The sequence below is a fragment of the Ruegeria sp. AK4 genome, from assembly GCF_056541025.1.
In genome coordinates this window covers 112,156-138,608 of sequence record NZ_JBQFXS010000005.1, presented here as the reverse complement: position 1 = coordinate 138,608, position 26,453 = coordinate 112,156, and the positions used below count along the sequence as shown (strand labels likewise).

Genomic DNA, 26,453 nt, shown 5'->3' with positions numbered 1-26,453 from the left:
CCCTCGCCTTCAGCCATGGCCGTTACAACCACTCACCCTTGATGGTCTGACGGTAGATTGTGGACAGCCAGTTGTTGCCACGGCTCTTAAGATCAAGACCGCGCGAAGTCAGCAGCTTGTAAGCGTCGTCATACCATTCCGTGGACTGGTAGTTGTAGCCCAGGATCGCACCCGCCGACTGCGCCTCATCCAGCAGGCCCAGCGACAGATATGCCTCGACCAGACGATACAGCGCCTCAGCCGTGTGCGATGTTGTCTGGAAATCCTCGACGACAACGCGGAAGCGGTTGATGGCGGCGGTATAGTGATCCTGACGCAGGTAGTAGCGCCCGATCTCCATCTCTTTGCCGGCCAGATGGTCAAAAGCCAGATCGAATTTCAGAACCGCCGAGGTGGTATATTCGCTGTCCGGATAAACCTCGATCACGGTCCGCAGGGCCTGCAGCGCCTGAAAGGTCAGGCCCTGATCGCGGCCCACTTCATCGATCTGGTCGTAATAGCTGAGCGCCAGCAGATACTGCGCATAAGCCGCATCTTCATCCGTCGGGTAGAAATCGATGTAACGCTGCGCGGCAGCGCGGCTTTCTTCGTAATTCTTGTCGTTGTGATACGAGAACGCCTGCATGATCAGCGCGCGTTTGGCCCAGTCGGAATAGGGGTAAAGACGCTCGACCTCCGAGAAGTACCACGCCGCATCGTCCGAGCGATTCTGGGAAAGTTCGAACTCACCGCGGGTATAAATCTGTTCCGGCGTGAAGCCTTCCAGATTTTGATCGCGGTCCGCACCTTTGCTGCTGCACGCCGCCAACGCTGCTGCCAGAAGAATCGCACCTGCGAATCTGACTGCCGCTTTGCTGCCAACCATACCGCCCATCCTTGTCGTCTTACCTAACGGGGCCCGCCCCGGATCAGGCCTTGGTCTAGCATAGATATTTCCGGTGCAAAACGCCTTATCCACGCTCTGGCGCAAATGTCGTCAGAGTTGATCAGGTCAGGCAACTTCCGGAATTTCGTCCAGAACAAGGCCCTGGCCCGGCAAACGCGCGGCCTGTTCGGGCGTGCACAGGATCGGACGCACCGCACCGGGGGTTTCGAACAGTTTGCGCAGCAGCGTGTTCGTCATCGAATGGCCCGACTTGTCGCCGGTGAAATGCCCCAGAATCGGGCCGCCTGCCAGATAGAGGTCGCCCAACGCATCCAGCATCTTGTGGCGCACCGCCTCATCCGCACGGCGGAAACCGCCCGGTGTCAGCACCTCGTCACCCTGCACGACAACCGCGTTTTCCAGCGTGCCGCCAAGGGCCAGCCCGTTTTCCCGCATCGCTTCGACATCGGTGCGGCGGCAGAATGTACGGCAATCGCTCAGTTCGCGGGCAAAGGACCCGTTGCGCATGTCCAGCGTCTTGGTCTGGTCGCCAATGGCGTCGTCTTCGAAATCGATGTGGAAATCGATGATCAGACCGTCCGCCGGAGCAATCGACGCGCTGGCGCCTTCGCGCGATGCGGTCACGGGTTTCAGCACTTCGTAGGCCAGAACCGGGCTGGCCTGACGGCGGACACCCTTGGCCATGATCCCGCGCACGAAATCGATGGACGACCCGTCCATGATCGGCACTTCCGGCCCGTCGATCTCGATCAGAGCGTTATGCACACCGCACCCGGCCAAAGCGGCCATGATGTGTTCAACGGTCGAAACCGAAACACCGGCCTCGTTCACCAGACGGGTGCACAGCGGGGTGCGTTCGACCACATCGTAGATTGCGGGGATGAGGGCATTGCCCAGCTCAATATCCGTCCGCTTGAACCAGATGCCGTGACCGGCGGCAGCCGGTTTCAGAACCATGGTTGCAGGCTGACCGCCATGCAGTCCCACGCCTTTGAACGTCACCGGAGATTTGAGCGTATGTTGCAAATTTAGCCTCAGTTGAGTGGTGTTCAGCCTGTGACGGCTGCGTTGGACACTCAGTTAAGGAAGAGACGGCTCAGGCTCAACTCACTCTTTGCAACCGAATGAAACATGAATGTGACAGATCGGCAAAACCCTGCTGACAACACTTTAAAGCAATGAAAACAAAAGAGAAAGGGCCGCCAAACGGCGGCCCTTTGACCCTAATTTGTTACCGCGATCAGTTGGCCTGACGGCGCAGGAAGGCCGGAATTTCGATCCGTTCCTGATCCGGATCCGCCTCATCATGCGCAGGTGCCGTAGCGTCAGCCTGGCGCATTGTGGGCTGCTGACGGGGCGGTTGCGCAGGGGTATCCGGTGCGTGGCCGGTCATCCGGTCGATCAGCTTGTTGAAGCCAAAACCCCGGCGTTCCTGCTGCCCGGCCTGCGGTTGCGGCGCAGGTTCAGGCGACCGGGGCGCGGCCGCACGCGGCTGGCCGGACGGCGAGTTCTGAACGGCGGCCTGCAGGCGCTGCAGCGCCTCGGGCGAGGGGTTTCCGGCCGTGTTGGCGCGCGGCGCAACATAGCTTTCCGGCGCCGGTTCCGCAGGCTCGGGCTGCGGCTCAAACTCGGCCACGCGCGGCTGATAGGCCGGGGGCGGCAATCCGTCATCGTCCTGCTTGGACGACGCAACCTTGTCCGCGTGCCAGCTGTCGTCCCGCTCGGGCTCATCCACCGTTTCAAACAGCGAGGGCGCGATGTCCGATTTTTCCTCAGCCTCGGCAGCGACCACTTGTTCCAGCTCGGGCTCTTCCGCCGAAACCGTGCGGGTCAGCGGGGCCGACATCGAACGGCGCGCGACCGGCACATCTTCGGTCTTTTCAGTGGCGTCGATGCCGGTGGCAACAACCGACACCCGCATGCCGCCTTCCATCGCGGTGTCGAGGGTCGAGCCGACGATGATGTTGGCCTCGGGGTCCACTTCCTCGCGGATGCGGTTGGCCGCCTCGTCCAGTTCGAACAGGGTCAGGTCATTCGAACCGGTGATGTTAATCAGAACGCCCTTGGCCCCTTTGAGGCTGATTTCGTCCAGCAGCGGGTTCGCAATTGCCTTCTCGGCGGCCTGAATGGCGCGATCTTCGCCGGTGGCTTCGCCAGTGCCCATCATCGCCTTGCCCATCTCGTCCATCACGGCGCGGACATCGGCGAAGTCGAGGTTGATCAGGCCCGGACGCACCATCAGGTCGGTGACACCTTTAACGCCCTGATACAGAACGTCATCGGCCATCGAGAATGCCTCGGTAAACGTGGTTTTTTCGTTGGCCAGACGGAACAGGTTCTGGTTCGGGATGATGATCAGCGTATCGACGACCTTTTGCAGCGATTCAACGCCGTCTTCGGCCTGACGCATCCGCTTGGCCCCTTCGAACTGGAAGGGTTTGGTCACGACACCTACGGTCAGAACGCCCAGCTCACGCGCCGCCTGCGCGATGATCGGCGCGGCCCCGGTGCCGGTGCCGCCGCCCATGCCAGCGGTGATGAAACACATGTGCGCACCGGCCAGATGATCGACGATCTGCTCGATGCTTTCTTCGGCTGCTGCGGCCCCAACGGTCGGACGGGCCCCTGCGCCCAGACCTTCGGTGACTTTCACGCCCAGTTGCACCCGCGCCGAGGACTGGCTTTGCTGCAGCGCCTGCGCGTCGGTGTTGGCGACAACGAAATCGACGCCGTCCAGTTGTTTTTCAATCATGTTGTTGACAGCGTTCCCACCCGCGCCGCCAACGCCAAATACCGTAATCCGAGGCTTCAGTTCGTCGTGCCCGGGCATCGAAAGATTCAATGTCATGCTCTGTCCGCCTGTATTTATGTCCCGCCAAAGCGGTGTTTTTCTTACCTATCCGCCTTTGATCCTACCGCTGATATGCAAAAAGGTCACGTCAAAAATCGCATGAATCCACAAAATATGGAGGAAATAAGGCAGCAGACAGCGGCATTTCGCGGCCCCTGCGAGATATAGCGGAAACATCGCTGATCACTACAAGACATGCCAAGCCAGTGCGCATCATCTACATGCGTCACGCCTTAGATTTGTCTCAATTCAACTGCGGAAAACTGCTCAATGTCCTGCCGCGGGGCCTCTGACGGGCCTTGTGGATATCTTTAGGGATAATTCCGGGGGCCGCAACCCGTTTCTTCAGCTGATCGGGGCGCTTGGGCAGTTCAGGCTGTTCTCCGTGATACTGCGCACCTCCTGAATCTCGCCATCGGTGAACGAGGCGAGCCGGACCATCAGCCGTCCTTCGTGCATGAATGGCCACCAGCAGACCGGAATGCCATCGCGGTCGTTGTCATAGAGAAAGCAGATCTGACCATTGGGCGTGGTGATCTGACCGTAGACGCATCCCCGCCCCTCTTCCCGCCAGACCGAGGTGGTGCGGGTCAGGAATTGCTCGGTTCCCACCAGATCACCGCTGCGGATTTCGTAGAATTTCACCGTTTTACCTAGGAGGGCATCCAGAAACGCCTCGGGCGTGATCACGGTTTGTGCCGCAGCCCAGCCCGGCAACAGGCAAGCGCCGAGGATGCCCCGGCGCAGTGCCTTACCAATTATCACGGAACCACCGGACGGCGCGCTTGAACGGGCGCGCGGCATAGGTGTCGACCGGGATTTCGAAATCCCACCATTCATCCTGCGGATGCGCCGCAAAAAGGCTGAGCCCGACAACGGAAGAGAACCCCGGCCCGGTCGCCGATTGCGGCAGGCCATGCACACGAAGCGGACGGCCAAGCCGGACGCGTTGCCCCAGGATGCGGGTTGCAAGCCCGTCCAGCCCCATGATCTGACTGCCGCCACCGGTCAGAACGATCTGCTGGCTGGGCATATGTTCGAACCCGGCCGCATCCAGCCGCACGCGGACCTCTTCCAGAATTTCCTCGACCCGAGGACGCATGATGCCGATCAGTTCAGCACGGCTAACGGTACGCCGGTCATGTTCCCAATCGCCGGTGTCGCCGCCAATTTCGATCAGATCGCGGTCATCCGCTCCGGTGGCGTGCACACCGCCGTTGAAGGTCTTGATGCGCTCGGCCACCGCTGTCGGCACGCCCAGCCCCATCGAGATATCGGCAGTCACGTGATCGCCGCCCATACGCACGCAATCGGCATAGATCATGTGTTTCTTCATGAAAATCGAAACGCTGGTCGTGCCGCCGCCCATGTCGATACAGGCCGCGCCCAGTTCCTGCTCATCCTCGACCAGCGACGAAATACCGGACACATAGGCCGAGTTCGCAATTCCTGCCAATTCCAGATCGCAGCGCTTGATGCAGCGCACGATGTTCTGGATCGCCACCGCATCCACGGTCAGCATGTGCATATCCACGGCCAGCGATTGTCCCATCTGCCCGCGCGGATCGATCAGGCCAGAGCGGTTGTCGAGTGCGAAATTCACCGGCTGAGCGTGCAGCACTTCGCGCCCCGCGCCATAATCCGGCACGTCGCAGGCGTTCAGAACCCGCCCGACCTCGGCCTCGGTCACGACCTGACCTTCCAGATCGACCTGCGCGTCCAGCCCGTAGGATCGCGGGTTGGCACCCGAAAAACAGGCGATCACGTGATCGACGCGGATATCGGCCATTTTCTGGGTCGCTTGCAAAACCGTGCGGATGGCGCGCTCGGTTTCCTGCATGGCGGTAACTTCGCCAAACTTCACCCCGCGCGAGCGGGTGGTTCTGGCCCCGATCACGCGGAACCCGGTCTGGCCTGCCAATGACCCGATGCTGTTATCGTCGCTCAGCCGTCCGGTGCCGTCAAAACGCAGCACAAGGCACGAGATTTTCGAGCTGCCGATGTCCAGAATCGCGACAACACCGCGCTGCATCGCCTGTCTGCGCATCTGCCGCATGGCCCGTTGGGACTGATAAAGATCGGTCATCATGGTCGTTACTGCCCGCTACTCACATCTGTTTTTGTATTCCACCAGTCTTCGCTGGCGGCTTTGGTCATTCTGATCGTCGGCCGCTGCCCAAGGCGCATGTCCACAACCGCCACGTCGCGTTCCAGAAGGTCCTGCACCTCGTTCACCGCCAGCACGCGTTCCAGCGCCCGCACCGGCTGATCCGTGGGCAGCATGATGCGCTGCCCGCGATCCAGCACCAGATCCCAGCGCCGCTCGCCCACGCGCACCAATCCGCGCACGCGGTTGCCAAGGCTGCGCGAGGTTCGGAACAGCTGAAGCGCCTCGCCCACATGCTGGTCTGCGCCTTTGCCCGCGATCAACGGCAGATGCGCGTGTTCCTTGCGCGAGGCTGTCTGATCCACATGCACGCCGGTTTCGTCCAGCAACTCGGTCCCGTCATGCGTCCGCCAGACAATGACCGGCTGCCGTTCGACAACGTCAATCTGCAGGATGCCGCCGGGGCGGATGCGCACGGTTGCGGATTTCACCGGGTCCAGGCCCGAGATCGTGTCGCGCATATGCTCGACATCCAGATCCCAGGAACTGATCGGGAAATCCAGCGGCACCACTTCACGGATATCATCGGCCAGATCGGTGCCCGCGCCATCGATGGCCATCAGGTTGACCATGAATTCAGGCCGCTCTTGAATCGAGGTGCGGATGTCGGCGATATAAGCGCTGACCGCCTCGCGCCGGTCCGGGGACGCAAAGTAGATGCCAATCGCTGCCGCAACGGCGCAGATCGGCACGCCCAGCTTGACGCCCAGACGAATGCCGGGTGTCAGCATCCAGCGCTGGAACCTGTAGCTGAGCCGCGACGGCGCAGGGTCCGACCGGCCTGCGTTTCGACCAAACATCTTCGCGCCCCGCAAACGCAGAAGCGGCTGCGCATCGCGCGTCTCGGCGGTTTCGAACTCGGCATCCGGCCCGGACAGAGCCTTGGTCCGGTGGATCACCGGCGCGCGCGTGGCGGTCAGCGGTCGCATGAGGCGTCCTCCACCATCCAGGCGCAAAGCTGGCCGAATGTCATGCCGAGATGCGCGGCCTGTTCGGGCACGAGCGAAGTTGGCGTCATGCCGGGCTGGGTGTTGGTTTCCAGCAGGAACAGACCGTCTGCGCCCATGCTGTCGTCCCAGCGGTAATCGGTGCGGGACACGCCCCGGCAGCCCAGAGCGTTGTGGGCCTTCACCGCATATTCCATGCAACGGTCGAAGATGTCCTGCGGAATGTCCGCGGGCAGCACATGCCACGAGCCGCCAGGCTTGTATTTGGCGTCATAGTCATACCAGCCGCCATCCGTCATGATCTCGGTCACGGTCAGGGGGCGGTCGCCCATGACGGTCACGGTCAGTTCACGCCCTGCGACATATTTCTCGACCATCACCTGATCGGGCATCGCCTCGTCCAACTGCGGCGGCCCGTTGGCGTTTTCGTGCACGATATAGATGCCGACGCTGGAGCCTTCGTTGTTGGGCTTGGCCACGTAAGGAGGCTCCATCACGTGGACCTCGACCACCTCGACCTTGGGCACGATCATGCTGGGCACAATCGGCAGGCCTTCAGCCTGATAGACTTCCTTGCTGCGTTGCTTGTCCATCGCCAGCGCCGAGGCCAGCACACCGGAATGCGTATACGGAATGCGCATCCATTCCAGCAGGCCCTGCACGCAGCCATCCTCGCCCCAGCGGCCATGCAGGGCGTTGAAAACCACATCCGGCTTGATGTCCAATAGGCGCGCATAAAGGTCGGGACCTGCGTCCAGTTCGACCACTTCAAAGCCTTCTCCCCTAAGGGCGGCTGCGCATTCGCGCCCAGAGCTGAGAGACACCTCGCGTTCCGCCGAGGGGCCGCCCATCAATACCGCCACTTTGGGGTTTGTCCTGCTCGACATACCCAACGTGCGCCTCAATGTCCCCGGACCTTATGTGGTGGTCCGTACTGCGTTTATGCCTTTGATCCGTCGCCGTTAATTGCCTGTTTTGGTCTGACGGTTGGGGCTTTATTCTGTCAGCGGATCACCGACCCGCATGATTTCCCACTCTAGCGTGATGCCGCTTGTTTCGTAAACCTTTTTTCGCACCTCTTCGCCCAGACCTTCAAGGTCAGCGGCGGTTGCGTCACCGGTGTTGATCAGGAAATTCGAGTGCTTGGGGCTCATCTGCGCGCCCCCCATGGTGGCCCCGCGCATGCCCGCGTCATCGATCACCTTCCACGCCTTGAGGTCATGCACATCATCCGCCTTGCCGGTGGACGAGAACCCGGCAGGGTTGCGAAAGGTCGACCCGGCGCTGCGGTCCTTGGTGGGCTGGGTCTCATCCCGTTTTTGCAGCTGCGCTTCCATGCGGTCGTGCAGTTCGGCTGGATCGCCCGCAGGGCCTTGGAAGGTGGCCGAAACCAGCACCGCGCCGTCGGGCAGGTCTGTTTGACGATACCGGAAGTTGAGGTCTTGCGGCGTCAGGTCAACGACATCTCCGCCGCGCGTCACGATAGTGGCCTTTTGCAGTACATCCGCCGTGTAGCTGCCATAGCAGCCCGCATTCATCCGCACGGCGCCGCCGACCGAGCCGGGAATGGTGCGCAGAAACGTCAGGTCAACACCCGCATCCGCCGCTTTGCGGGCCACATGTGCATCCAGCGCAGCCGCGCCCGCCGTGACCAAGTTGCCCCGGACGGAAATCCCGTTAAACCCGCGCCCCAGCCGGATCACCACCGCGCGCAAACCGCCATCCCGAACGATGAGGTTCGAGCCGACGCCCATCGGGAAGATCGGCACATCTTCGGGCAGGTTGCGCAGAAAACCCTGCAGGTCTTCCACGTCTGCGGGCTGAAACAGATGATCCGCAGGACCGCCGACGCGCAGCCAGGTCAGGTCGTTCAGGGGGCGGGACTGCGTCAGGCGGCCCCGGACGTCGGGCAACTGGGTCATCCGTCTGCCCGTGCCGCCAGACTGCGCCGGCCAACGCCGCCCATGATGGCGGCGAACAGGAAGGGCAGGACCGCGCCGGTCAGCCAGACGAAGGGGCCAAAGGCCCGGTCTTCCTCACCGGTTCCCACGCCTGCCAACATCACGATCAGCGCAAGTGCTGCGACAGAACTCAGCCCGATCAGCCATAGCAACCCTTTGAGGCCAATCCAGCGGCCCGCGACGAAGCCCGCAAGAGCCCCGAGGATCAGCGCGATCAGCGGCAGATAAGCGAAAGTGGCGATGTCGACCATGGGGCCTCCTGAAAACGGCCGTTACTTGTTGGTCGCCTTCATGCCCTGCATTTTCGCCTTTGTCCAACGGGTCAGGTAAATCACCGGCCAGCGCAGCACAGACATGCCTGCGACCAGTACGATCAGGCCGATCCAGGGACCGTTTTCACAGGTGACATAGCCCAGAATGGGGATGCCGACCGCAATCAGGATATACGCCCGCGTCCAGTGATTGTCCTTGCTGGGGATCATCGCCAGCACATTCGCGGCAATCCCCCATGCGGCGGCAAGGGCGAGGGACCAGCTCATTCCGCGATCTCTCGGCCCGACCATTTGCGCCAGTAATAGCGGATGGGACGGCGGAACATCGAGACAAACGCACCCAGCGCCGCAACCGACCAGAACCAGCCGTGATCATAGCCCAGCCAGACGATCAGCACCGGCGCGCAGATCAGCAGGACGAATCCCGGCGGGAACTGCAGGCGCATGGGCAACAAAGCGACCACAGTGGCACAGACCACCCAGAGGGCGGCAAAGATCATCGAATAGTCCATACGTTCCTTCCGAGGGCCGAGGCTCTGCCCCCAAGGTGTCACACTCTCAGGTTGTGCGCCATTAAGAGAAAGCGATCAAACCGCCTGTTTTTGTTGCTGCAACCTATCCGGCAGACCATTGGCCCAGGCGCTGATCGTACCGGCCCCGAGACAGACGACCATATCGCCCGGACGGGCCTGTTCGCGGACCAGACGCTCAAGGTCGTTTTCATCCAGCAGCGCGCGGGCGTGACGGTGGCCGTGGCGGATCAGGCCCTGCACCAGATCATCGCGCGAGGCACCTTCGATCGGGTCCTCGCCAGCGGCAAAGACCTCGGCGATGGCAACCACATCGGCGTTGTTGAAGCAGGTGCAGAAATCCTCGAACAGGTTCGACAGGCGGGAATAGCGGTGCGGCTGGTGCACAGCGATCACGCGGCCTTCGGTGGCCTGGCGGGCGGCTTTCAGGACGGCGGTGATTTCAACCGGATGGTGGCCGTAATCGTCGATGATGGTGACGCCATCGACCTCTCCGACCTTGGTGAAGCGGCGGTTGACGCCACCGAAATTGGCCAGCGCGTCGCGGATTTCTGATGCCTTCATGCCCAGATGGCGTGCCACGGCTACGGCGGACAGCGCGTTCGAGACGTTGTGGTCACCGGGCATCGGCAGGGTACAGCCTTCGATCACCTTGTCTTCGTATTGCAGGTGAATGTCGAATTGGGCGACGCCGCCCTTGTAGGTTAGGTTCTCGGCCCGCACATCGGCCTGCGCGTTGAAGCCATAGGTGCGCACGCGGCGGTCAGTGATGCGGCCGACCAGCGCCTGAACCTCGGAATGATCGGTGCAGCAGACGGCGAGGCCGTAGAAAGGGATGTTCGAGACAAACTCGTCAAAGCCCGCGCGCAGCAGGTCGAAATCGCCCCAATGCTCCATATGCTCGGGGTCGATATTGGTGACGATGGCAATGGTGGCGGGCAGCCGATTGAACGAGCCGTCGGATTCGTCGGCCTCGACCACCATCCATTCGCCCTGCCCCATGCGTGCGTTCGAGCCGTAGGCGTGGATGATGCCGCCGTTGATCACGGTGGGGTCGAAATCCCCGGCCACCATCAGCTCGGCCATCATCGTGGTCGTGGTGGTCTTGCCATGGGTTCCGGCGATGGCGATGTTGGATTTCAGGCGCATGAGTTCGGCCAGCATGTCGGCGCGGCGGACCACCGGCAGGCCTTGCGCACGCGCCTCATCCAGTTCCGGATTGCCCGGTTTGATCGCGGTCGAAACCACCACCACGGCGGCGTTCTCAAGGTTTTCGGCACGCTGGCCTTCGAAAATCTCAGCCCCCAGTTGCGCCAGACGATCTGTGATCTTCGAGGCTTTCAGATCCGAGCCCTGCACCCGGTAGCCAAGGTTCAACAGCACCTCGGCAATCCCGGACATTCCGATCCCGCCGATGCCCACAAAGTGAATCGGCCCGACGTCCTGCGGCAATTTGGTTGCTGGATTCATGCGGTCTCCTTCTGCGCCAGTTGCTCGACAAGGGCGACCAGACGCTCGGTCGCGTCGGGCGCCCCGACCGACAAGGCAGCGTGAGCCATCTTCTGTGCGGCTTCGGGGTTGGTTAGAACCGTGGTCATTTGCTGGGTCAACGCGGAAACGTCAAGGGCGTTTTCAGGGATCATGATCGCCCCGCCCGCCTGCACCAGCCCGCGCGCATTGGCGGTCTGATGATCGCCTGCTGCGGCGGCAAAGGGGATCAGGATCGACGGGCGGCCAATGACCGAGATATCGGCCACACTCGACGCACCCGAGCGGCTGACCACCAGTTGCGCCTCGGACATGCGGCGGGGGACGTCATCGAAGAACGGCCGAACATCGGCCATGATGCCGTTTTCGCGGTAGAATTTCTTGACCCGCTCGCCGTCCTCATCGCGGGCCTGATGCGACACCCGGATGTAGGATCGCAGAAACTCGGGCAACGCGGCAATGGCCCCCGGCACAACATCGCTGAGGATCCGCGCGCCCTGCGAGCCGCCCATCACCAGAACCGACATCGGGTATTCGCCCGGCGGGATATAGGGGGCCGCCTCTCGCTCCAGCACGGCGGCGCGGACGGGGTTACCGGTGTGAATGCCCCTTGCGCCCTCGGGCAGGTCGGTGGGCCAGACACCGCAGGCCACCTGGGCAACACGGGTTGCAAACAGCTGATTCACCCGCCCCAGAATGCCGTTCTGTTCGTGGATCATGCGCGGGATTTTCAGCAGCGTCGCCGCCCCCAACGCGGGGATCGAGGGGTAGCCGCCAAACCCCACCACCGCGTTTGGCCGGTCTCGCATCATCTGCACCGCCATGCTGGTCACACCGGCTGCGATCCTGGGCCCCACCAGCGCCTTAGCCGCCAGACCGCCACGGGCGAAGGTCGCCGACGAGGCCTCGACAATCTCGACACCGTCCGGAAATGCCCCGGTATACCGCGCGCCGCGCGGGTCGGTGGACAGGCGCACGCGCCAGCCCTTGTGCAGCATCGCCTCGGCCAGCGCCTGCGCCGGGAACATGTGCCCCCCGGTGCCGCCTGCCGCAATCAAAAGGTAAGGCGTGGTCATCACCCTCGTCCGCGCAGAATGTCACCCAGCTCGCCCTGTGGGCGGGTGCGGGTGAAGGCCAACAGCATGCCAACCGCGATACCGCCCGCAATCAGCGACGAGCCGCCATAGCTGACGAAGGGCAGTGTCATGCCCTTTGCGGGCAGCAGGCGCACGGCAACGCCCATGTTGATCATCGCCTGCACGCCGAACATGCAGGCCAGCCCGGTCCCGGCCAGACGGATGAACATGTCGCGTTCCCGCATCAACCGCAGCAGTGACCGCACGACGATCAGCGAATAGAGCGCGATGATGATCAGCACCAGGATCAGCCCGTATTCCTCGGCCGCGACAGCGATGATGAAATCCGTATGCGCATCGGGCAGAGACCACTTCACTTGCCCCTCACCCACGCCAACACCGAACAGCCCGCCCTCGCGGATGGCGTTGGTGGCGTAGCCAAGCTGGGTGGTCGGATCGACCTCCTGGTTCAGAAACCCGTCAATCCGGCGGGCAAAGTGTTCCGAGTTCGAATAGGCCAGCATCCCGCCCAGAACCACGGCCCCGGCCATGCCGACCAGCAACAGCATCGGCGCGCCTGCCACAAAATACATCACGCCCCAGCCGAACAGGATCAGACAGGCCTGCCCGAAATCGGGCTGCAGCACCAGCATCGCCACAATCGCCATGCACAGCGCGAATGACCACAGCCGCCCCGGCGGGCCGTTGATCTCTTGCGAGGCGGCCAGCAGCCACGCTGCCACAACGACGAAACCGGGTTTCAGGAATTCAGACGGCTGCAGCGAGGCAAAGCCCAGCGAGTACCACCGCACCGCGCCCTTGCCGAAATCGGTACCGAAAACCGGCAGAAAGGCCAGCGCCACAAACGCGCCCAAAAAGCCCAACACCGCCAGACGCCGCACCAGCGTCGGCGACATCATCGAAGTCAGCAGCATCGCGATCAATGCCAGCCCGCCGAACAACGCCTGCCGCTCGACATAGTGGAACGGATCGAACCCGTTGCGCCCGGCCAGCGGCGGCGATGAGGCCAGCCCCAGCAACAACCCGATGACAAAAAGGATCAGCACACAGGACATTGTCCAGCGATCAATCGTCCGCCACCACTTTGGAAGAATCGGTTCACCGCGCGTGTCCCGGACCGCGCCATACACCATCTCAGTCATGAGATACCGCCACTCTCTGCCTCGTTAACGCCCCGTTTTCGGGATCTGATTGAGAGTTTACAGGGGTTTTGGTGTTTCGGCTAGGGAAATGAGGGGCACCGGGGAAATTGCGCTGCCGGCAGTTGAGCACCGGCAATATTTGGCAGGAAGGACAAATGCGTATCGTTGTTCCGGTGGCCCCCGCCCGGTATCCTGAACCTCACAAGCTCTTTTGAAATCGGAGGTTCTTATGGAGCGTATTTCCAGCGAAGCGCAAAACTTGTTCTCGCAATACCTGACCTGCTGGAACAACCGCGATCTGAAAGGAGTTGCGGCCTGTTTTGACGAACCTGCGATGTTCATTCTCCCGGCAGGGGCCATCGCCCTGCCCGACCGAACCGCGTTGGTCGCACTTCTGGAAAAGGTATTCGAAGGGCTGGAACAGGCGGGGTTCAACCACACGACAATTGGCGCGGTCGAGGCCCGGCTTTGCGGCGATGGGATTGCCATTGTGGATGCTAAAGACGTCAACAGGCTGAAGCATGACGGGACATTGCTCGAGGCCATTGACGGGCACTACGTGGCCCGAAAGACAGAGGATGGCTGGCGGCTCACGGTGGCCGTCGCCTGTTCCAACGGCTGGCAAACGGGCTGAGTACGACCGTCGCAGCCAGACCACTTGATGGCCACGACTTTTCCTTGCCTTCCGCTGCAAACCCCGCCATGCCGCGCGCATGACCTATGACACGATCATCCTCGGGGCCGGTGCAGCCGGTATGATGTGCGCGGCCCATTGCGGCGGGCGCGTCTTGGTGATCGATCACGCCAAGGCTCCGGGTGAGAAAATCCGCATTTCGGGCGGCGGGCGGTGCAATTTCACCAATATGTATGCGGGCCCTGCCAACTTCCTGTCGCAGAACCCGCATTTCTGCAAATCCGCTCTGGCGCGGTACACCCAGTGGGATTTCGTCGATCTGGTAAACCGCCACGGCATCGCATGGCATGAGAAAACGCTGGGGCAGTTGTTCTGCGACGGGTCCTCGAAGCAGATCATCCAGATGCTGCTGGATGAAATGGCGCGCGCCGGGGCTGAACTATGGGTTCGGACCGAATTGAAGGACCTGCGCAAGACCGATGACGGCTTCGCGCTGGAGGTCGAACGCGAAGGCCAGCGCATCACCCTCACCTGCCGCAATCTGGTGCTGGCCACCGGCGGCAAGTCGATCCCCAAGATGGGTGCGACCGGATTGGCCTATGACATCGCGCGCCAGTTCGGGTTGCGCCTGACCGAGACGCGGGCGGCGCTGGTGCCGTTCACCTTTTCGGATGGCAAGTTCAAAGACCTGTCGGGCGTCTCCCTGCCTGCCCGCCTGTCAAACGACCGCACCAGCTTTGACGAGGCGCTGCTGTTCACCCATCGCGGACTTAGCGGCCCATCGGTGCTGCAACTGTCGTCCTACTGGCGCGAGGGTGAGGCGATCCGGGTCGACCTGATCCCCGACCTGCCGCTCTACGATCTGCTGCGCGATCAGCGGCAAAGCGGCGGGCGCAAGGCGCTCACCACCGAGTTGGCCCGCTACCTGCCCGCACGGCTGGTCGAGTACCTGAGTAACCATATCCCGATGCAGGGCAATCTGGCCGACCAATCCGATGCGGCGCTGACCGATCTCATCGAGGCTCTGTCCAACTGGCACCTGACCCCCTCGGGCACCGAGGGCTATCGCACCGCCGAGGTCACTCTGGGCGGGATCGACACCGATGATCTGTCGTCGAAAACGATGGAGGCCAGGGATGTCCCCGGCCTCTATATCATTGGCGAAGCGGTGGATGTCACCGGCTGGCTGGGCGGCTACAACTTCCAGTGGGCATGGTCCTCGGGACACGCCGCCGGAACAGCCATCGCGGCGCGTTAACCGACACTCTTAGTTGCGCGGCATCAGCCGACGACGTTATAGCCCCGTCCGCGCATGCAGTTGCGCACGATCACGGCCTGGTTCTGCGTGTTGCTGACCGCGCTTGCCCCGGCACCGATCAGCGCACCCGCAGCCGCTGCGCGCCCCAGATCACTGGCGCTGTTGTCGATAATCGCCGTGGTTGCTGCCGCGCCGGCCGCACCGATGGCCGCCGCGCCTGCGGTGTTGCTGTCCAGCGTCGGCTGCGTGCGCGCCAAAGCCTGACAGTTCGCCAGATCGGACTGGTAGTTTGGCCCGACCGGACCGTCGATGATCGGTACATAGTTCGCCCCCGTATTGGCGCAGGCTCCGGCCAGCGCAACCACGGGAAGGACAAAGAAAAACTTGCGTGCAGACATTTCCGGCACCCCTTTTTTGAACTGCCATTGACGCAAACCCAATTCCCGATGCGCGTCAAGCTGATAGCCTAAAAACTTAAGTGACCGGCGGGCGATTGCAAGAACGGGGCTAAGCCAGCCGTTGTCGCACCTGCGCCGTAAAGTCGTCGCCGCGCTGTTCGAAATTGTCATACTGGTCAAAGCTGGCCGCAGCCGGAGCCAGCAGCACGGTTTCCCCCGGCTCGGCATCCGCCATGGCCTGTTCGACAGCGGCCTCCATCGTGGTGCAGACCTGCGCGTCCGCTTCAAGCTGCATGGCGAATTTCGCGGCTTCCCGGCCAATGACATAGGCTTTCAGAACCTCGGTCGCGGCCCCGTTCAGGGCGGCAATCCCGCCCTCTTTTTCCAGCCCGCCGCAGATCCAGCGGATCTTCTTGAACGCGCTCAGCGCCTTGGCCGCGCTATCGACGTTGGTGGCCTTGGAGTCGTTCACATAGGTCACGCCATCCGCCTCGGCGATGATCTGGCTGCGATGCGGCAGGCCCGGATAGCTGTGCAGCGCATCCTCGATCACGCGCGGCGCAAGGCCCAACGACCGGCAGGCCGCATAAGCGGCGCAGGTGTTCTGATGGTTATGCGCGCCGGGCAGGCCTTTGATCCCACGCAGGTCGATCGAGCCGGTCTGGCGGCCCTTGCGGTATTCCGATAAATATCCCTTGCGGGCAAAGACCTGCCATCCCGGCCCGGTCAGCTTGCGTGCGACCGAGATACGGATCACCCGGTCATCCGCTGGCCCCTCGGACAGTTGACCGGCCAGAAAAGCACCTTCGTCCTCATCCACTCCGATCACGGCCCGGTCGGGTCCACCTTCGGCAAACAGGCGGCGTTTGGCGGCAAAATACCCGCCCATGCCGCCGTGCCGGTCCAGATGGTCCGGCGAGAGGTTGGTGAACACCGCCACATCCGGCGTCAAAGAACGCGCCAGTTCGGTCTGATAGCTGCTGAGCTCCAGAACCACGACCGACCCGTCCGAACCCGGATCGATATCCAGAACCCCGCGTCCGATATTCCCGGCCAACTGTGCCTCGCGCCCGGCTGCGGTCAGGATGTGGTGGATCAGCGCCGCCGTGGTGGATTTTCCGTTCGAGCCGGTCACGGCGATCACCCGGGGCGGGGTTTCGAAATTGTTCCACTCCGGGCCGGAGAACGAGCGGAAGAACAAGCCGATATCATTGTCCACCGGCACACTTGCCTCAAGTGCTGCGGCCACAACGGGGTTGGGTTCGGGATACAGATGCGGAATGCCCGGCGAGACGATCAGCGTCGCGATCCCGTCGAACGACCCGTGCCGGCGCAGATCGGCGCAGTGGAAGCCTTCGGCCTCAGCCGCTTCTCTTGCCGCCGGGTTGTCATCCCAGCAGATCGCCTCGGCCCCGCCCGCGCGCAGCGCCCGCGCCGTGGTCAGACCCGACCGGCCCAGCCCCAGAACCGCAACCTTCTGTCCTGAAAACCCTTTGACCGGGATCATGCTGCCCACCTTTTTCAGATATTCGAATGCGCCGCGACACTGCACCGAAGACGCGCGGATTGGCAAGAGCGCCAAAGGCTCGCGCACCAGCGCGAGCCCGGCCCAATAGGTGGCAGGCGGACCGCAGGTCCGCCGAACCTGGCGCGAGAGCTACCGGACTTTCAGCGTCGCCAACCCGATCATCGCCAGGATCAGCGAGATGATCCAGAACCGGATCACAATCGTCGGCTCGGCCCAGCCCTTTTTCTCATAATGGTGATGGATCGGGGCCATCAGGAACACGCGCCTGCCGGTGCGTTTGAAGTAAAGCACCTGAATGATCACGCTCAGCGCCTCGACCACGAACAAGCCGCCAACCACGGCCAGCACAAGTTCGTGCTTGGTCGCCACGGCAATTGCGCCCAAGGCACCACCCAGCGCCAGCGACCCGGTATCGCCCATGAACACCGCCGCCGGAGGGGCGTTGTACCACAAAAACCCAAGCCCCGCGCCAAAGAGCGCCGAGGTGAAGATGAATATCTCACCGGTTCCCGGCACGTAGTGCACGTCGAGATACTCGGTAAAGTCGACGCGGCCTACCGCATAGGCGATGATCCCAAGGGTCGAGGCCGCGATCATCGCAGGCATGATCGCCAGCCCGTCCAGCCCGTCGGTCAGGTTCACCGCATTTGCAGCCCCGACGATCACCACGATTGAAAACGGGATGTAGAAAATCCCCAGATTGATCAGCGTGTCCTTCAGCACCGGCACCGCCAACTGGCTTTGCAGCGCATCGGGGTGATGCAAAGTGGCCCACAGCGCCGCCAAAGCGGCAATAATGATGCCCAGCGCCAGCCGCATCTTGCCGGAGACGCCCTGGGTGTTCTGCTTCGACACCTTGGCGTAATCATCGGCAAACCCGATGGCCGCATAGGCCAGCGTCACGAACAGCACCATCCAGACATAAGGATTGTCCCACCGTGCCCAGATCAGCGTCGATGTCACCAGCGCGCCCACGATCAGCAATCCGCCCATCGTCGGCGTTCCGGCCTTCGAGAAATGCCCCTCGGGCCCGTCATCGCGGATCGGCTGGCCCTTGCCCTGCTTCTTGCGCAGCACGTTGATCAGCGGTTTGCCAAACAGGAACCCAAAGACCAGCGCGGTCATAAAGGCGCCGCCTGCACGGAACGTGATATAACGGAAGAGGTTCCAGAAATCACCTCCGTCCGACAAGGCGGTCAACCAGTAGAGCATCGCAAAACCTTTCTCACGCAGCGGTCGCGGGTACGGGCATCAGTCAAGCGCGCCCCCTTGCCCCATTTTCCGCAGAGCGTCAACAATCTTCGCCAGCGCCATGCTGAGCGAGCCTTTCACCAGAACAGTGTCACCCGGTTTGATGAGCCCCGGCAGATGTTCGGCCATCTCGGCGCTGGTGGCGAACCACAGCCCGCGCTTGTCGTCCGGCAGCGCGTCGTGCAGCGCCTGCATCAGCGGACCGATACTGTGCACCTGATCGACCCGCGCCATCGCCCCGACCTTTGCCATATCGGCATGCATGGCATGTTCCTGCGCGCCCAGTTCCTTCATATCGCCCAAAAAGGCGACCCGGCGGTCGCCTTGCGACACGGCCAGCACATCCAGCGCGGCCTCCATCGAAGTTGGGTTGGCGTTGTAGCTGTCATCCAGCAGCTCGATCTGCCCACCCGCAAACGACAGCGTCTCGCGAACGCCACGGCCTTTGACGGGCGACCACTGGCGCAGGCCGGTGATGGCCTCGTCCAGACCGACGCCCAATTCGACGCAGGACGCCAGCGCACCCAGCGCGTTCATCGCAAAATGCGTGCCCGCCGACTGAACGTCGAAGCTGATCTGCGCCTCTCCGACCGACGCATCCGCGTGAACCGAGTTCGCCGCTTGCGTCACCCCGGTCAGGCGATAGTCCGCAGCCTTGCGGCCAAAATCGACGATCCCCGCGCCCTGCTCCTGCGCGATCCGGCGCAGGGTGTCCGCGTGGTCGATATCCGCGTTCACGATGGCCGCACCGCCGCTTTCCAGCCCATCGAAGATCGCCGCCTTTTCGTGGGCGATACCGGCAACTGAATCGAACGCCTCAAGATGCACTGCCGCAACCGTCGTGACCAAAGCCACATGCGGGCGGGCCTGACGGGCCAGCGGGGCGATCTCGCCAGGGTGGTTCATGCCGATCTCGATCACGGCAAACTCGGTGTCACGCGGCATGCGCGCCAGCGTCAGAGGCACGCCCCAATGGTTGTTGTAACTGGCCACGCTGGCATGGGTTTTGCCCTGCGTCTCCAGTATGTTGGCCAGCATCTCTTTGGTCGAGGTCTTGCCGACGCTTCCGGTCACAGCAACCACGCGGGCATCGGTGCGGGCGCGGGCCGCCAGCCCCAGCGCCTCGAGCCCGGCCTGCACGTCATTGACGATCAACAGCGGCGCGTCCTCGGAAACGCCGTCGGGCACGCGCGATACCAGCGCCGCCCCCGCGCCTTTTTCCAGCGCCTGCGCCACGAAATCATGCCCGTCCCGCGCGGCCTTGAGGGCGATGAACAGATCACCGGGCTGCAATGTCCGGGTGTCAATCGACACGCCGTCAACCTGCCATTCACCTTTGGCGCGCCCTCCGGTGGCCTCGGCAGCCTCGGCTGCGGTCCAGAGCGTCATGCCACCCTCCCGTCCAGCGCCGCGACGCTGATGCTGGCCTGTTCGACGTCATCAAAAGGCAGCACCTGATCGCCAACGATCTGGCCGGTTTCGTGGCCCTTGCCCGCGATCAGCAGCGCATCGCCGGGTTGCAGGGCGTCGATGCCACGCAGGATGGCCTCGGCGCGGTCGCCGACCTCGGTCACACTGACGTTCCCACCCACGCCGAGCGCGCCTTCCATGACGGCAGCACGGATGGTGGCGGGGTCTTCGCTGCGCGGGTTATCATCGGTGACAAAGACCACATCGGCATGCCTTGCCGCCGCCTGCCCCATCAGGGGGCGCTTGGTGGCATCGCGATCCCCGCCCGCGCCGACGATGGCAATCAGGCGACCCATCACATGCGGGCGCAGGGCTTTCAGCGCGGTGGCCACCGCGTCGGGCGTGTGGGCGTAATCCACAAAAACTGCCGCGCCGTTTTCACGCGTGGCGGCCAGTTGCATCCGCCCCCGCACGGTTGTCAGGTGCGGCAGGGTCTCGAACACGCGTTCGGGGTCATCCCCCGAGGCGATCACCAGACCGCAGGCCAGCAGGATGTTCTCGGCCTGAAAGCCACCGATCAGATTCAGGCGGGTCTGGTACGGCTTGCCCTGCCATGAAAAGCGTAGGTCCTGACCGGTGGCATCGAACCTTTGACGGATCAGGCACAGGTCGGCGTCGCCCAGCCCAACGGTCAGAACCTCCTGACCGCGCGCCTCAGCGATCTTGCGCACCTGCGCGCCTTTGGGATCGCTCAGATTGATCACCGTCGTCCCGTCCTGGGGCAGAACCCGGTCGAACAGGCCGGCCTTGGCGTTGAAATACGCCTCGAATGTTTCGTGATAGTCCAGATGGTCCTGCGTGAAGTTCGAGAACCCCGCCGAGGTCAGATGCACCCCGTCCAGACGGCGTTGTTCCAACCCGTGCGAGGATGCCTCCATCGCCGCATGGGTCACGCCGTTCTCGGCGGCTTCGGCAAGGCAGCGGTGCAGGGTGATCGGCTCGGGCGTGGTATGGGCCAGCGGGGCGGTCCACGCACCCTCGACCCCGGTGGTGCCGAGGTTGACGGCGGCGTGGCCAAGCTCGGTCCAGATCTGCCGAACGAAGGACGCGACCGAGGTTTTGCCGTTTGTTCCGGTCACGGCCACAATGGTCTGCGGCTGCGCGCCAAACCAAAGCGCGGCGCATCCGGCCAGTGCCTGACGCGGGTCTTCAACCACGATCAAAGCCGCGTCCGAGGCAGCCAGTTCGTCAGCGGCAATTTCCGCCCCTTCGGCATCGGTCAGGATTGCCGCTGCCCCCATGCGCAGGGCGAACTGGATGAACTCGCCGCCATGAACCCGTGTGCCGGGAAGCGCTGCGAACAGAAAGCCGTCCTTGACCTCGCGGCTGTCAACGGCCAGCCCGGTGATGTCAGGATTGGCCCCTCCGCGCGCGGTCAGGGCCAGTTGGCTGAGTTTCTTTGTCCTTGCGCCCATGACCCACCTCTGTTGGACAGCCTAATTTGAGGTCAGGGTTATAGCAGCGCCCGCCTCAGGCTCAAGCCGGGGCCGCAAACCCAGCAACGGGGCGATGCGCCCGATCAGTTCCGCCGCCACCGGCACCGCTGTCCAACCCGCCGTCCGGCGCTTTTCGCCATAAGCGACGATCGAGGGTTCATCCAGCGTGACGATCAGCACGTATTTCGGATCGTAAGCCGGGAAAAACGTGGCAAAAGTGGCAATGACCTTGTCATCATAGTAGCCCCCGCGCGGCTTTGGTTTATCCGCCGTGCCGGTCTTGCCCGCCACATCATAGCCCGCCACATCGCCAAAACTGGCAGTGCCATCGGTGACAACCTTGCGCAACATTTTCTGCGCCTGCGTCGCAGCGCTATCCGACAGCACGCGCGGCCCGTATTGCGGGCCACTCTTCCGCAGAATCGTCGGGCTGACATAGTGCCCGCCGTTGGCAATCGCCGCATAGCCCGCCGCCAGATGCATCGGGCTGGTCGACAACCCGTGGCCGTACGAGATGGTCACGGTGCTCAACTCACCCCATTTCTTGGGCTTCAGCGGTTCACCGCCCTTCGCCTCGACAATCTCGAACGGTGTGGGTTCGAACATGCCCAGCGATTGCAGGAAGTCCTGCTGCCGCCGTGCACCGATCTGCAACGCCAGCCGCCCGGTGCCCCGGTTCGAGCTATGAACGATCACATCAGCCACGCTGATCTTGCCGTAATTCTTGCCGTTGAACTCGCCAATCGGGAAACGCCCGATCTTCATCGGACCCGATGTGTCGATGATGGTGTTCGAGTTTACCAGACCCAGTTGCACCGCCTGCGCCGCGGTGAAGATCTTGAAGACGGACCCCAGCTCATAAACGCCTTGCACATAACGGTTGAACAAGGGGCTGTCCGACGGGTCAAAGCCCGAGGTCGGCGGGCGCGGGCGGTCATTCGGGTCAAAGGACGGCAGCGACGCCGCCGAGACAACCTCACCCGTATGCGCATTCATTAGAACCGCCGAGGCGCCCTTGGCGTTCATGATCTTCATGCCGCCATACAGCACCTGTTCCACGGCGGCCTGAATGGTCAGGTCCAGCGACAGTTGCAGCGGCTTGTTGCCATTGGCCGGGTCGCGCAGGTAGTCGTCGAACTGTTTCTCGACGCCTGCAACGCCGATCACTTCGGCGGCGCTCACGCCTTCGCGCCCAAAGCCCGAACCGCCGAGGATATGGGCGGCCAGCTTGCCGTTGGGATAAAGCCGCATTTCGCGCGGGCCAAACAGGATGCCGGGGTCCCCGATGTCATGCACCGCCTGCTTCTGTTCGGGTGAGATGCGTTTCTTGATCCACAGGAACTTGCGGTCGCCGGTGAAGTCTTTGACCAGACGCTCTTTTTCCAGATCGGGGAAGATTGCGACCAGTTGATCCGCCGCAGCCACAGGATCGATCATCAAGGGCGGCTGGGCGTAGACCGAATAGGTGTCCAGATTGGTCGCCAGAATGCGCCCCTCACGATCCACGATATTGGCGCGCTGCATGGCGATGGCGGCACCGGGCGCGCTGGCCAGTGGCTCCTGCGCCTCAGACGTTGCCAGCATGCCCATGCGGACGCCGACCACCGAGAAGGCGCAGAAGAAGAACAGGCCCAGAACCAGCAAGCGCCCCTCGGCGCGGGCGCGGGCGCGGTCTTTCATATCCTCGTGGCGTTGGCGGATGTTCTCGCGCTCGATCACCTTGGGGTTTTCGCCCCGCGCGCGGGCGTCAAGGACACGGGCCAGAGGGCGCAGCGGCGTTCGGGTCATGGGATCTGCACCTCGCCCAGCGCCTGAATATTGGTGATGGCCTGCAATTCAATCGGATCGACGATGGGCAGGTCCGGGTCCTCGGCATAGGCGATCTGGTCTGCCCGGCCAAACTGTTCGGCGCGCAAAGGCAGCAGGCCCAGACGTTCGAAGTTCAGGTCAGCCAGTTCGCGCAGACGGTCGGGGCGGTTCAGATAGGCCCATTCAGCGTTCAGAACCGCCAGCCGCACTTGCGCCACGCCAATCTCGCGCTGCAGTTTCTGGGTTTCCTTCACCACCTGCTGGGTCCGGTAGTTCTCCTGATACGCCCAAAGCGCCAGTCCGAATACGGCCAAGGCAGTCAACACATACAAAACACTCTTCATCTTGCCCTTCCCCCAAGTTGCGGCATCCCGATGACGCGGGCCTCAATTTCCCCCGCCGGAGCCTCAGTTCGTACCGCGACACGCAACTTGGCGGAGCGCGCGCGCGGATTTTCCTGCAATTCCTGATCGTCGGGACCCACGGCCTTGCGGGTCTTTAGCGTGAATTGCGGCAGTTCCTGTTCCATCTCGGGCGCATAGCGGTTGGCGCGGCCCGTCTTGCCCGCGCGCGATTGGAAGAACCGCTTGACCATCCGGTCCTCGATCGAGTGGAACGTCACCACCGCCAATTGCCCGCCCGGCTTCAAGGCGCGCTCTGCCGCCATCAGGCCCTGAAACAACTCCTCATATTCCGCATTCACCGCGATCCGCAGCCCCTGAAAGCTGCGCGTCGCCGGATGCGATTGGCCGGGTTTGGGGCGCGGCAGGCAGGATTCGATGATCTCGGCCAGACGCAGAGTCGTGGTAATCGGTTCCTCGGCCCGCGCCTTGACGATGGCTCTGGCGATACGGCGACTGGCGCGTTCCTCGCCGAAATGGAACAGGATATCGGCCAGTTGCGCCTCGGTCGCGGTGTTGACCAGATCGGCGGCGCTGTCGCCCTCCTGGCTCATGCGCATGTCCAACGGGCCGTCCTTCATGAAGGAAAAGCCGCGCTCGGCCTGATCCAGTTGCATGGACGAGACGCCAAGGTCCAGCACCACCCCATCAAGACCCTGCGCATATTCGTCCATGCAAGAGAACACGCCCGGCTGCATCACCAGCCGGTCACCATACTCTCCGACCCAATCCGCCGCCATTTCAAAGGCCAGCGGGTCGCGATCCACACCGATAACCTTATCGGCCCCGGCCTCCAGCAGCCCGCGCGCATAGCCGCCCGCGCCAAAGGTACCGTCCAGCCAGACGCCGGACACAGGGGCCACGGCAGCCAGCAACGGGCGCAAAAGAACAGGGATGTGAGGGTTGGAAGAGGTCTGAGCGCCGGCCATGCCGTCACCCATCCCCGATGCCGTCGAGATACTGCATCGGATCGAAATCCTCGGGCAGATCGTCCAGCCATTCCTCGGTGGCGGCCAGTTCGTCGGCCTCGTATGTCTCGGGTTTCCATATCTGGAACGTATCGCCCGCAGCGATAAAGAACGCCTCGCCTTCAAGGTCGATCTTGTTGCGCAGCTTGGCGGGCAGCACCAGCCGCCCGGTTTCGTCCACATTGGTCGGAAAGGACTGGCCGTGGAACAGGCGCTGCAGCATCCGGCGCTGCATTGAACCACGCGGCAGCGCATCGATCTTGGCATCGACCTCGTCAATCGCCTGCATCGTATAGCATTCAAGGTATTTGCGGCGGTGGTCGCCATAGACAATCACCAGTTCAGGATTGTCACCGGGCTGCCAGTTGGGGTCCGAGGCTTCAAGCACACGGCGAAACGAGGCCGGGATCGAGACCCTGCCCTTCGTATCCACCTTGTGGTGGCTTTCACCTCTAAACCTGCGCGCCAAGACGACTGTCCCTTTCGCTTGCGCCCCACCTCAAAATTCACGTTCCCCCCGGATGAAAAACGGCGGGTTGATCTGCTGCCACTGATCAACCCGCCGCATTGGCCCGCTGAGCGGGATGTCCAGCTGCACGCGCCACCTGGGGGGATGTCTGCTCGCCCGCGCGCCGGATCTTCGAAGTGATGAAAGCGAGATGCCTGTATGAAACCTGATTATTTTGGTTCGGGGTCGTTTGGTGCCCCTGCTGCCTCGTCCTCATCGGATGAATAAGGGATGCCATGGGAATTCATGGAAATCAACAGGAATTTTCAACCACTAAGGGCACCTTGCTAGTTTAGACACACTAATTTCAAATGGAAAGCCGGACATTTACACCCTATATGCGAAGCGCATAAGTACACAACACAATATATAGACAAAAACTTGCCCAACCAGATTTTCCCATAAATTCCCGAAAAACTGACAAACGGCGGTTACGCATGGCACGAGCCAGCAGATTTGGCCTGAAATCCCGCGAATCGCGCGTCTTCAGCGGGCCGCAAATCACGGCTCTGGACCTTTGCCCATGGTTTCCCATGACACCAACGGCACGGCGTGACCCAACAGAACCCGATCAGAAACCGTGCATTCAGCTTGCACAAATTTTAGCAAAACGCGCTCAAAGATGGGGCGTCTCGTTTGCGCAAACAGAAATCGCGAAACCTGCGAACCCCACCCGCGAACCGGAATTCATATATTTTCAAGGCTTATTCAGGCAGCCGCTCTCAACCCTATGATAACCATGCATTTGCTGCATAGCAGCATTGACGACGTGACCTATTGTGCAATTGCAGCAATTGCCTATTTTCAGTCTCAAGCAAACGCCGGACGACACCGGCAACAACAAAATTTACGGGTTATGGACATGGCAGTAGCTAGCAACACGTCGATGCTGAAAAGCACACATGCAAGCGGATTTGCATCGGTGATCGAGGCGGTGAAAACACGGATCGCACGGTATCGCCTTTATCACCAGACAGTCAGCGAACTGTCGTCGCTGTCGAACCGTGAACTGGCCGATCTGGGGCTGAGCCGTTCGATGATCCGCAGCCTGGCGCTGCAGGCAGTTGAAGATTTCTCGGCGCGCTAAGCGCCAACAAGATAACCGAGATCAGGCCCTTCCTCCTCCCATTAGGGTCTGTAATCAGCGGCAGCGTCTCTCCTCCTCCCTGATGCTGCCGCACCTTATACCGGCCCTGAACGCCGGAACCTGATACATCGGGGCTTTCCTCCTCCCTGCCTCGATGTTGAAAGTGCGCGGCGATGTCCTTCCTCCTCCCTGACATCGCCGCGTCTTCCTCATACCGGGATCAAACCCGGGTCCGGATACATCGGGGCTTCCTCCTCCCTGCCCTGATGTAGAAAAGAACGGCGGTTTCCCTTCCTCCTCCCTGGGAACCGCCGTTTTTCGTTTCAGCACAAGCGATGTAAGCTAAAGGCGCGAACGGTTTTTC

General features: G+C 62.3%; 26 protein-coding genes. 3 read left to right on the top strand and 23 right to left on the bottom strand.

The window, feature by feature from the left end; genetic code table 11:
• Positions 1-22: 22 nt before the first annotated feature.
• From ACR0EZ_RS11235 to ftsW, 14 genes are all read right to left on the bottom strand, one after another.
• Positions 23-865: an outer membrane protein assembly factor BamD gene (locus tag ACR0EZ_RS11235; RefSeq protein ID WP_480613031.1), complete on the bottom strand. Its 843-nt coding sequence runs from the start codon at positions 863-865 to the stop codon at positions 23-25.
• Between the two features lie 126 nt (positions 866-991).
• Positions 992-1,912, bottom strand: coding sequence for a UDP-3-O-acyl-N-acetylglucosamine deacetylase (lpxC, locus tag ACR0EZ_RS11230; RefSeq protein ID WP_480613029.1), 921 nt, complete (start codon positions 1,910-1,912; stop codon positions 992-994).
• Positions 1,913-2,126: 214 nt separating this feature from the next.
• A complete protein-coding gene (ftsZ, locus tag ACR0EZ_RS11225) occupies positions 2,127-3,734 on the bottom strand; it encodes a cell division protein FtsZ (protein WP_480613027.1) in 1,608 nt (535 codons plus the stop codon).
• A gap of 348 nt (positions 3,735-4,082) precedes the next feature.
• Complete coding sequence (locus ACR0EZ_RS11220) at positions 4,083-4,502, bottom strand: hypothetical protein (protein ID WP_480613025.1); 420 nt, start codon at positions 4,500-4,502, stop codon at positions 4,083-4,085.
• A complete protein-coding gene (ftsA, locus tag ACR0EZ_RS11215) occupies positions 4,489-5,823 on the bottom strand; it encodes a cell division protein FtsA (RefSeq protein WP_480613023.1) in 1,335 nt (444 codons plus the stop codon). The genes ACR0EZ_RS11220 and ftsA overlap by 14 nt, the downstream gene beginning before the upstream one ends.
• Positions 5,824-5,831: 8 nt before the next feature.
• A complete protein-coding gene (locus ACR0EZ_RS11210) occupies positions 5,832-6,833 on the bottom strand; it encodes a cell division protein FtsQ/DivIB (RefSeq protein WP_480613021.1) in 1,002 nt (333 codons plus the stop codon).
• On the bottom strand, positions 6,821-7,738 hold the full coding sequence (locus ACR0EZ_RS11205; RefSeq protein ID WP_480613020.1) for a D-alanine--D-alanine ligase: 918 nt from the start codon (positions 7,736-7,738) through the stop codon (positions 6,821-6,823). The genes ACR0EZ_RS11210 and ACR0EZ_RS11205 overlap by 13 nt, the downstream gene beginning before the upstream one ends.
• A gap of 108 nt (positions 7,739-7,846) precedes the next feature.
• Entirely contained in the window at positions 7,847-8,773 is a 927-nt protein-coding gene (gene murB / locus ACR0EZ_RS11200; protein WP_480613018.1) for a UDP-N-acetylmuramate dehydrogenase, read from the bottom strand.
• Positions 8,770-9,063 (bottom strand): hypothetical protein, encoded by a 294-nt coding sequence (locus ACR0EZ_RS11195; RefSeq protein ID WP_480613017.1) that lies wholly within the window; start codon positions 9,061-9,063, stop codon positions 8,770-8,772. Before ACR0EZ_RS11195 ends, murB begins: the two co-directional genes overlap by 4 nt.
• Before the next feature lie 21 nt (positions 9,064-9,084).
• A complete protein-coding gene (locus tag ACR0EZ_RS11190; protein WP_480613015.1) occupies positions 9,085-9,351 on the bottom strand; it encodes a DUF2484 family protein in 267 nt (88 codons plus the stop codon).
• Positions 9,348-9,596, bottom strand: a complete 249-nt coding sequence (locus ACR0EZ_RS11185) for a DUF2484 family protein (protein ID WP_480613013.1) — start codon at positions 9,594-9,596, stop codon at positions 9,348-9,350. Before ACR0EZ_RS11185 ends, ACR0EZ_RS11190 begins: the two co-directional genes overlap by 4 nt.
• Before the next feature lie 75 nt (positions 9,597-9,671).
• Positions 9,672-11,084 (bottom strand): UDP-N-acetylmuramate--L-alanine ligase, encoded by a 1,413-nt coding sequence (gene murC / locus ACR0EZ_RS11180; RefSeq protein WP_480613011.1) that lies wholly within the window; start codon positions 11,082-11,084, stop codon positions 9,672-9,674.
• Positions 11,081-12,178, bottom strand: a complete 1,098-nt coding sequence (locus tag ACR0EZ_RS11175; RefSeq protein ID WP_480613009.1) for a UDP-N-acetylglucosamine--N-acetylmuramyl-(pentapeptide) pyrophosphoryl-undecaprenol N-acetylglucosamine transferase — start codon at positions 12,176-12,178, stop codon at positions 11,081-11,083. Before ACR0EZ_RS11175 ends, murC begins: the two co-directional genes overlap by 4 nt.
• A complete protein-coding gene (gene ftsW, locus ACR0EZ_RS11170; protein WP_480613007.1) occupies positions 12,178-13,341 on the bottom strand; it encodes a putative lipid II flippase FtsW in 1,164 nt (387 codons plus the stop codon). Before ftsW ends, ACR0EZ_RS11175 begins: the two co-directional genes overlap by 1 nt.
• 229 nt (positions 13,342-13,570) lie before the next feature.
• Here ftsW and ACR0EZ_RS11165 point away from each other — a divergent pair, with 229 nt between their 5' ends.
• Positions 13,571-13,975, top strand: coding sequence for a nuclear transport factor 2 family protein (locus ACR0EZ_RS11165; protein WP_480613005.1), 405 nt, complete (start codon positions 13,571-13,573; stop codon positions 13,973-13,975).
• 79 nt (positions 13,976-14,054) lie between these two features.
• Positions 14,055-15,233, top strand: coding sequence for a BaiN/RdsA family NAD(P)/FAD-dependent oxidoreductase (locus tag ACR0EZ_RS11160; RefSeq protein ID WP_480613004.1), 1,179 nt, complete (start codon positions 14,055-14,057; stop codon positions 15,231-15,233).
• 23 nt (positions 15,234-15,256) lie between these two features.
• Here the strand turns inward: ACR0EZ_RS11160 and ACR0EZ_RS11155 are convergent, their stop codons facing one another.
• The 9 genes from ACR0EZ_RS11155 to mraZ all read right to left on the bottom strand — a co-directional run bounded on the left by ACR0EZ_RS11155 (position 15,257) and on the right by mraZ (position 24,927).
• On the bottom strand, positions 15,257-15,631 hold the full coding sequence (locus ACR0EZ_RS11155) for a glycine zipper family protein (RefSeq protein ID WP_480613002.1): 375 nt from the start codon (positions 15,629-15,631) through the stop codon (positions 15,257-15,259).
• A 109-nt stretch (positions 15,632-15,740) separates the two neighbouring features.
• On the bottom strand, positions 15,741-17,138 hold the full coding sequence (gene murD, locus ACR0EZ_RS11150) for a UDP-N-acetylmuramoyl-L-alanine--D-glutamate ligase (RefSeq protein ID WP_480613000.1): 1,398 nt from the start codon (positions 17,136-17,138) through the stop codon (positions 15,741-15,743).
• 150 nt (positions 17,139-17,288) lie between these two features.
• Positions 17,289-18,371: a phospho-N-acetylmuramoyl-pentapeptide-transferase gene (mraY, locus tag ACR0EZ_RS11145; RefSeq protein ID WP_480612998.1), complete on the bottom strand. Its 1,083-nt coding sequence runs from the start codon at positions 18,369-18,371 to the stop codon at positions 17,289-17,291.
• Between the two features lie 39 nt (positions 18,372-18,410).
• Positions 18,411-19,799, bottom strand: coding sequence for a UDP-N-acetylmuramoyl-tripeptide--D-alanyl-D-alanine ligase (locus ACR0EZ_RS11140; RefSeq protein WP_480612997.1), 1,389 nt, complete (start codon positions 19,797-19,799; stop codon positions 18,411-18,413).
• A complete protein-coding gene (locus tag ACR0EZ_RS11135; RefSeq protein WP_480612995.1) occupies positions 19,796-21,295 on the bottom strand; it encodes a UDP-N-acetylmuramoyl-L-alanyl-D-glutamate--2,6-diaminopimelate ligase in 1,500 nt (499 codons plus the stop codon). Before ACR0EZ_RS11135 ends, ACR0EZ_RS11140 begins: the two co-directional genes overlap by 4 nt.
• A gap of 21 nt (positions 21,296-21,316) precedes the next feature.
• Entirely contained in the window at positions 21,317-23,104 is a 1,788-nt protein-coding gene (locus ACR0EZ_RS11130) for a peptidoglycan D,D-transpeptidase FtsI family protein (RefSeq protein ID WP_480612993.1), read from the bottom strand.
• Positions 23,101-23,469 carry a cell division protein FtsL gene (gene ftsL, locus ACR0EZ_RS11125; protein WP_480612991.1) on the bottom strand — a complete coding sequence of 123 codons (369 nt, stop codon included), beginning with the start codon at positions 23,467-23,469 and terminating at the stop codon, positions 23,101-23,103. Before ftsL ends, ACR0EZ_RS11130 begins: the two co-directional genes overlap by 4 nt.
• Positions 23,466-24,455, bottom strand: a complete 990-nt coding sequence (gene rsmH / locus ACR0EZ_RS11120; RefSeq protein WP_480612989.1) for a 16S rRNA (cytosine(1402)-N(4))-methyltransferase RsmH — start codon at positions 24,453-24,455, stop codon at positions 23,466-23,468. Before rsmH ends, ftsL begins: the two co-directional genes overlap by 4 nt.
• Positions 24,456-24,459: 4 nt before the next feature.
• Positions 24,460-24,927 carry a division/cell wall cluster transcriptional repressor MraZ gene (mraZ, locus tag ACR0EZ_RS11115; RefSeq protein ID WP_480612987.1) on the bottom strand — a complete coding sequence of 156 codons (468 nt, stop codon included), beginning with the start codon at positions 24,925-24,927 and terminating at the stop codon, positions 24,460-24,462.
• 805 nt (positions 24,928-25,732) lie between these two features.
• Between mraZ and ACR0EZ_RS11110 the strand changes: the two genes are divergently transcribed.
• The gene (locus ACR0EZ_RS11110) at positions 25,733-26,089 is read left to right on the top strand and encodes a DUF1127 domain-containing protein (RefSeq protein WP_480612985.1); all 357 of its coding nucleotides are present in this window, start codon (positions 25,733-25,735) and stop codon (positions 26,087-26,089) included.
• Positions 26,090-26,453 lie beyond the last annotated feature (364 nt).

What these genes read in the sequence shown, in the direction of transcription:
- ACR0EZ_RS11235 (WP_480613031.1), bottom strand. Translation starts at nt 865, where the DNA reads ATGGTTGGCAGCAAAGCGGCAGTCAGATTCGCAGGTGCGATTCTTCTG.
- ftsZ (WP_480613027.1), bottom strand. Translation starts at nt 3,734, where the DNA reads ATGACATTGAATCTTTCGATGCCCGGGCACGACGAACTGAAGCCTCGG.
- ftsA (WP_480613023.1), bottom strand. Translation starts at nt 5,823, where the DNA reads ATGACCGATCTTTATCAGTCCCAACGGGCCATGCGGCAGATGCGCAGA.
- ACR0EZ_RS11210 (WP_480613021.1), bottom strand. Translation starts at nt 6,833, where the DNA reads ATGCGACCGCTGACCGCCACGCGCGCGCCGGTGATCCACCGGACCAAG.
- ACR0EZ_RS11205 (WP_480613020.1), bottom strand. Translation starts at nt 7,738, where the DNA reads ATGTCGAGCAGGACAAACCCCAAAGTGGCGGTATTGATGGGCGGCCCC.
- murB (WP_480613018.1), bottom strand. Translation starts at nt 8,773, where the DNA reads ATGACCCAGTTGCCCGACGTCCGGGGCCGCCTGACGCAGTCCCGCCCC.
- ACR0EZ_RS11195 (WP_480613017.1), bottom strand. Translation starts at nt 9,063, where the DNA reads ATGGTCGACATCGCCACTTTCGCTTATCTGCCGCTGATCGCGCTGATC.
- ACR0EZ_RS11190 (WP_480613015.1), bottom strand. Translation starts at nt 9,351, where the DNA reads ATGAGCTGGTCCCTCGCCCTTGCCGCCGCATGGGGGATTGCCGCGAAT.
- ACR0EZ_RS11185 (WP_480613013.1), bottom strand. Translation starts at nt 9,596, where the DNA reads ATGGACTATTCGATGATCTTTGCCGCCCTCTGGGTGGTCTGTGCCACT.
- murC (WP_480613011.1), bottom strand. Translation starts at nt 11,084, where the DNA reads ATGAATCCAGCAACCAAATTGCCGCAGGACGTCGGGCCGATTCACTTT.
- ACR0EZ_RS11175 (WP_480613009.1), bottom strand. Translation starts at nt 12,178, where the DNA reads ATGACCACGCCTTACCTTTTGATTGCGGCAGGCGGCACCGGGGGGCAC.
- ftsW (WP_480613007.1), bottom strand. Translation starts at nt 13,341, where the DNA reads ATGACTGAGATGGTGTATGGCGCGGTCCGGGACACGCGCGGTGAACCG.
- ACR0EZ_RS11165 (WP_480613005.1), top strand. Translation starts at nt 13,571, where the DNA reads ATGGAGCGTATTTCCAGCGAAGCGCAAAACTTGTTCTCGCAATACCTG.
- ACR0EZ_RS11160 (WP_480613004.1), top strand. Translation starts at nt 14,055, where the DNA reads ATGACCTATGACACGATCATCCTCGGGGCCGGTGCAGCCGGTATGATG.
- ACR0EZ_RS11155 (WP_480613002.1), bottom strand. Translation starts at nt 15,631, where the DNA reads ATGTCTGCACGCAAGTTTTTCTTTGTCCTTCCCGTGGTTGCGCTGGCC.
- murD (WP_480613000.1), bottom strand. Translation starts at nt 17,138, where the DNA reads ATGATCCCGGTCAAAGGGTTTTCAGGACAGAAGGTTGCGGTTCTGGGG.
- mraY (WP_480612998.1), bottom strand. Translation starts at nt 18,371, where the DNA reads ATGCTCTACTGGTTGACCGCCTTGTCGGACGGAGGTGATTTCTGGAAC.
- ACR0EZ_RS11140 (WP_480612997.1), bottom strand. Translation starts at nt 19,799, where the DNA reads ATGACGCTCTGGACCGCAGCCGAGGCTGCCGAGGCCACCGGAGGGCGC.
- ACR0EZ_RS11135 (WP_480612995.1), bottom strand. Translation starts at nt 21,295, where the DNA reads ATGGGCGCAAGGACAAAGAAACTCAGCCAACTGGCCCTGACCGCGCGC.
- ACR0EZ_RS11130 (WP_480612993.1), bottom strand. Translation starts at nt 23,104, where the DNA reads ATGACCCGAACGCCGCTGCGCCCTCTGGCCCGTGTCCTTGACGCCCGC.
- ftsL (WP_480612991.1), bottom strand. Translation starts at nt 23,469, where the DNA reads ATGAAGAGTGTTTTGTATGTGTTGACTGCCTTGGCCGTATTCGGACTG.
- rsmH (WP_480612989.1), bottom strand. Translation starts at nt 24,455, where the DNA reads ATGGCCGGCGCTCAGACCTCTTCCAACCCTCACATCCCTGTTCTTTTG.
- ACR0EZ_RS11110 (WP_480612985.1), top strand. Translation starts at nt 25,733, where the DNA reads ATGATAACCATGCATTTGCTGCATAGCAGCATTGACGACGTGACCTAT.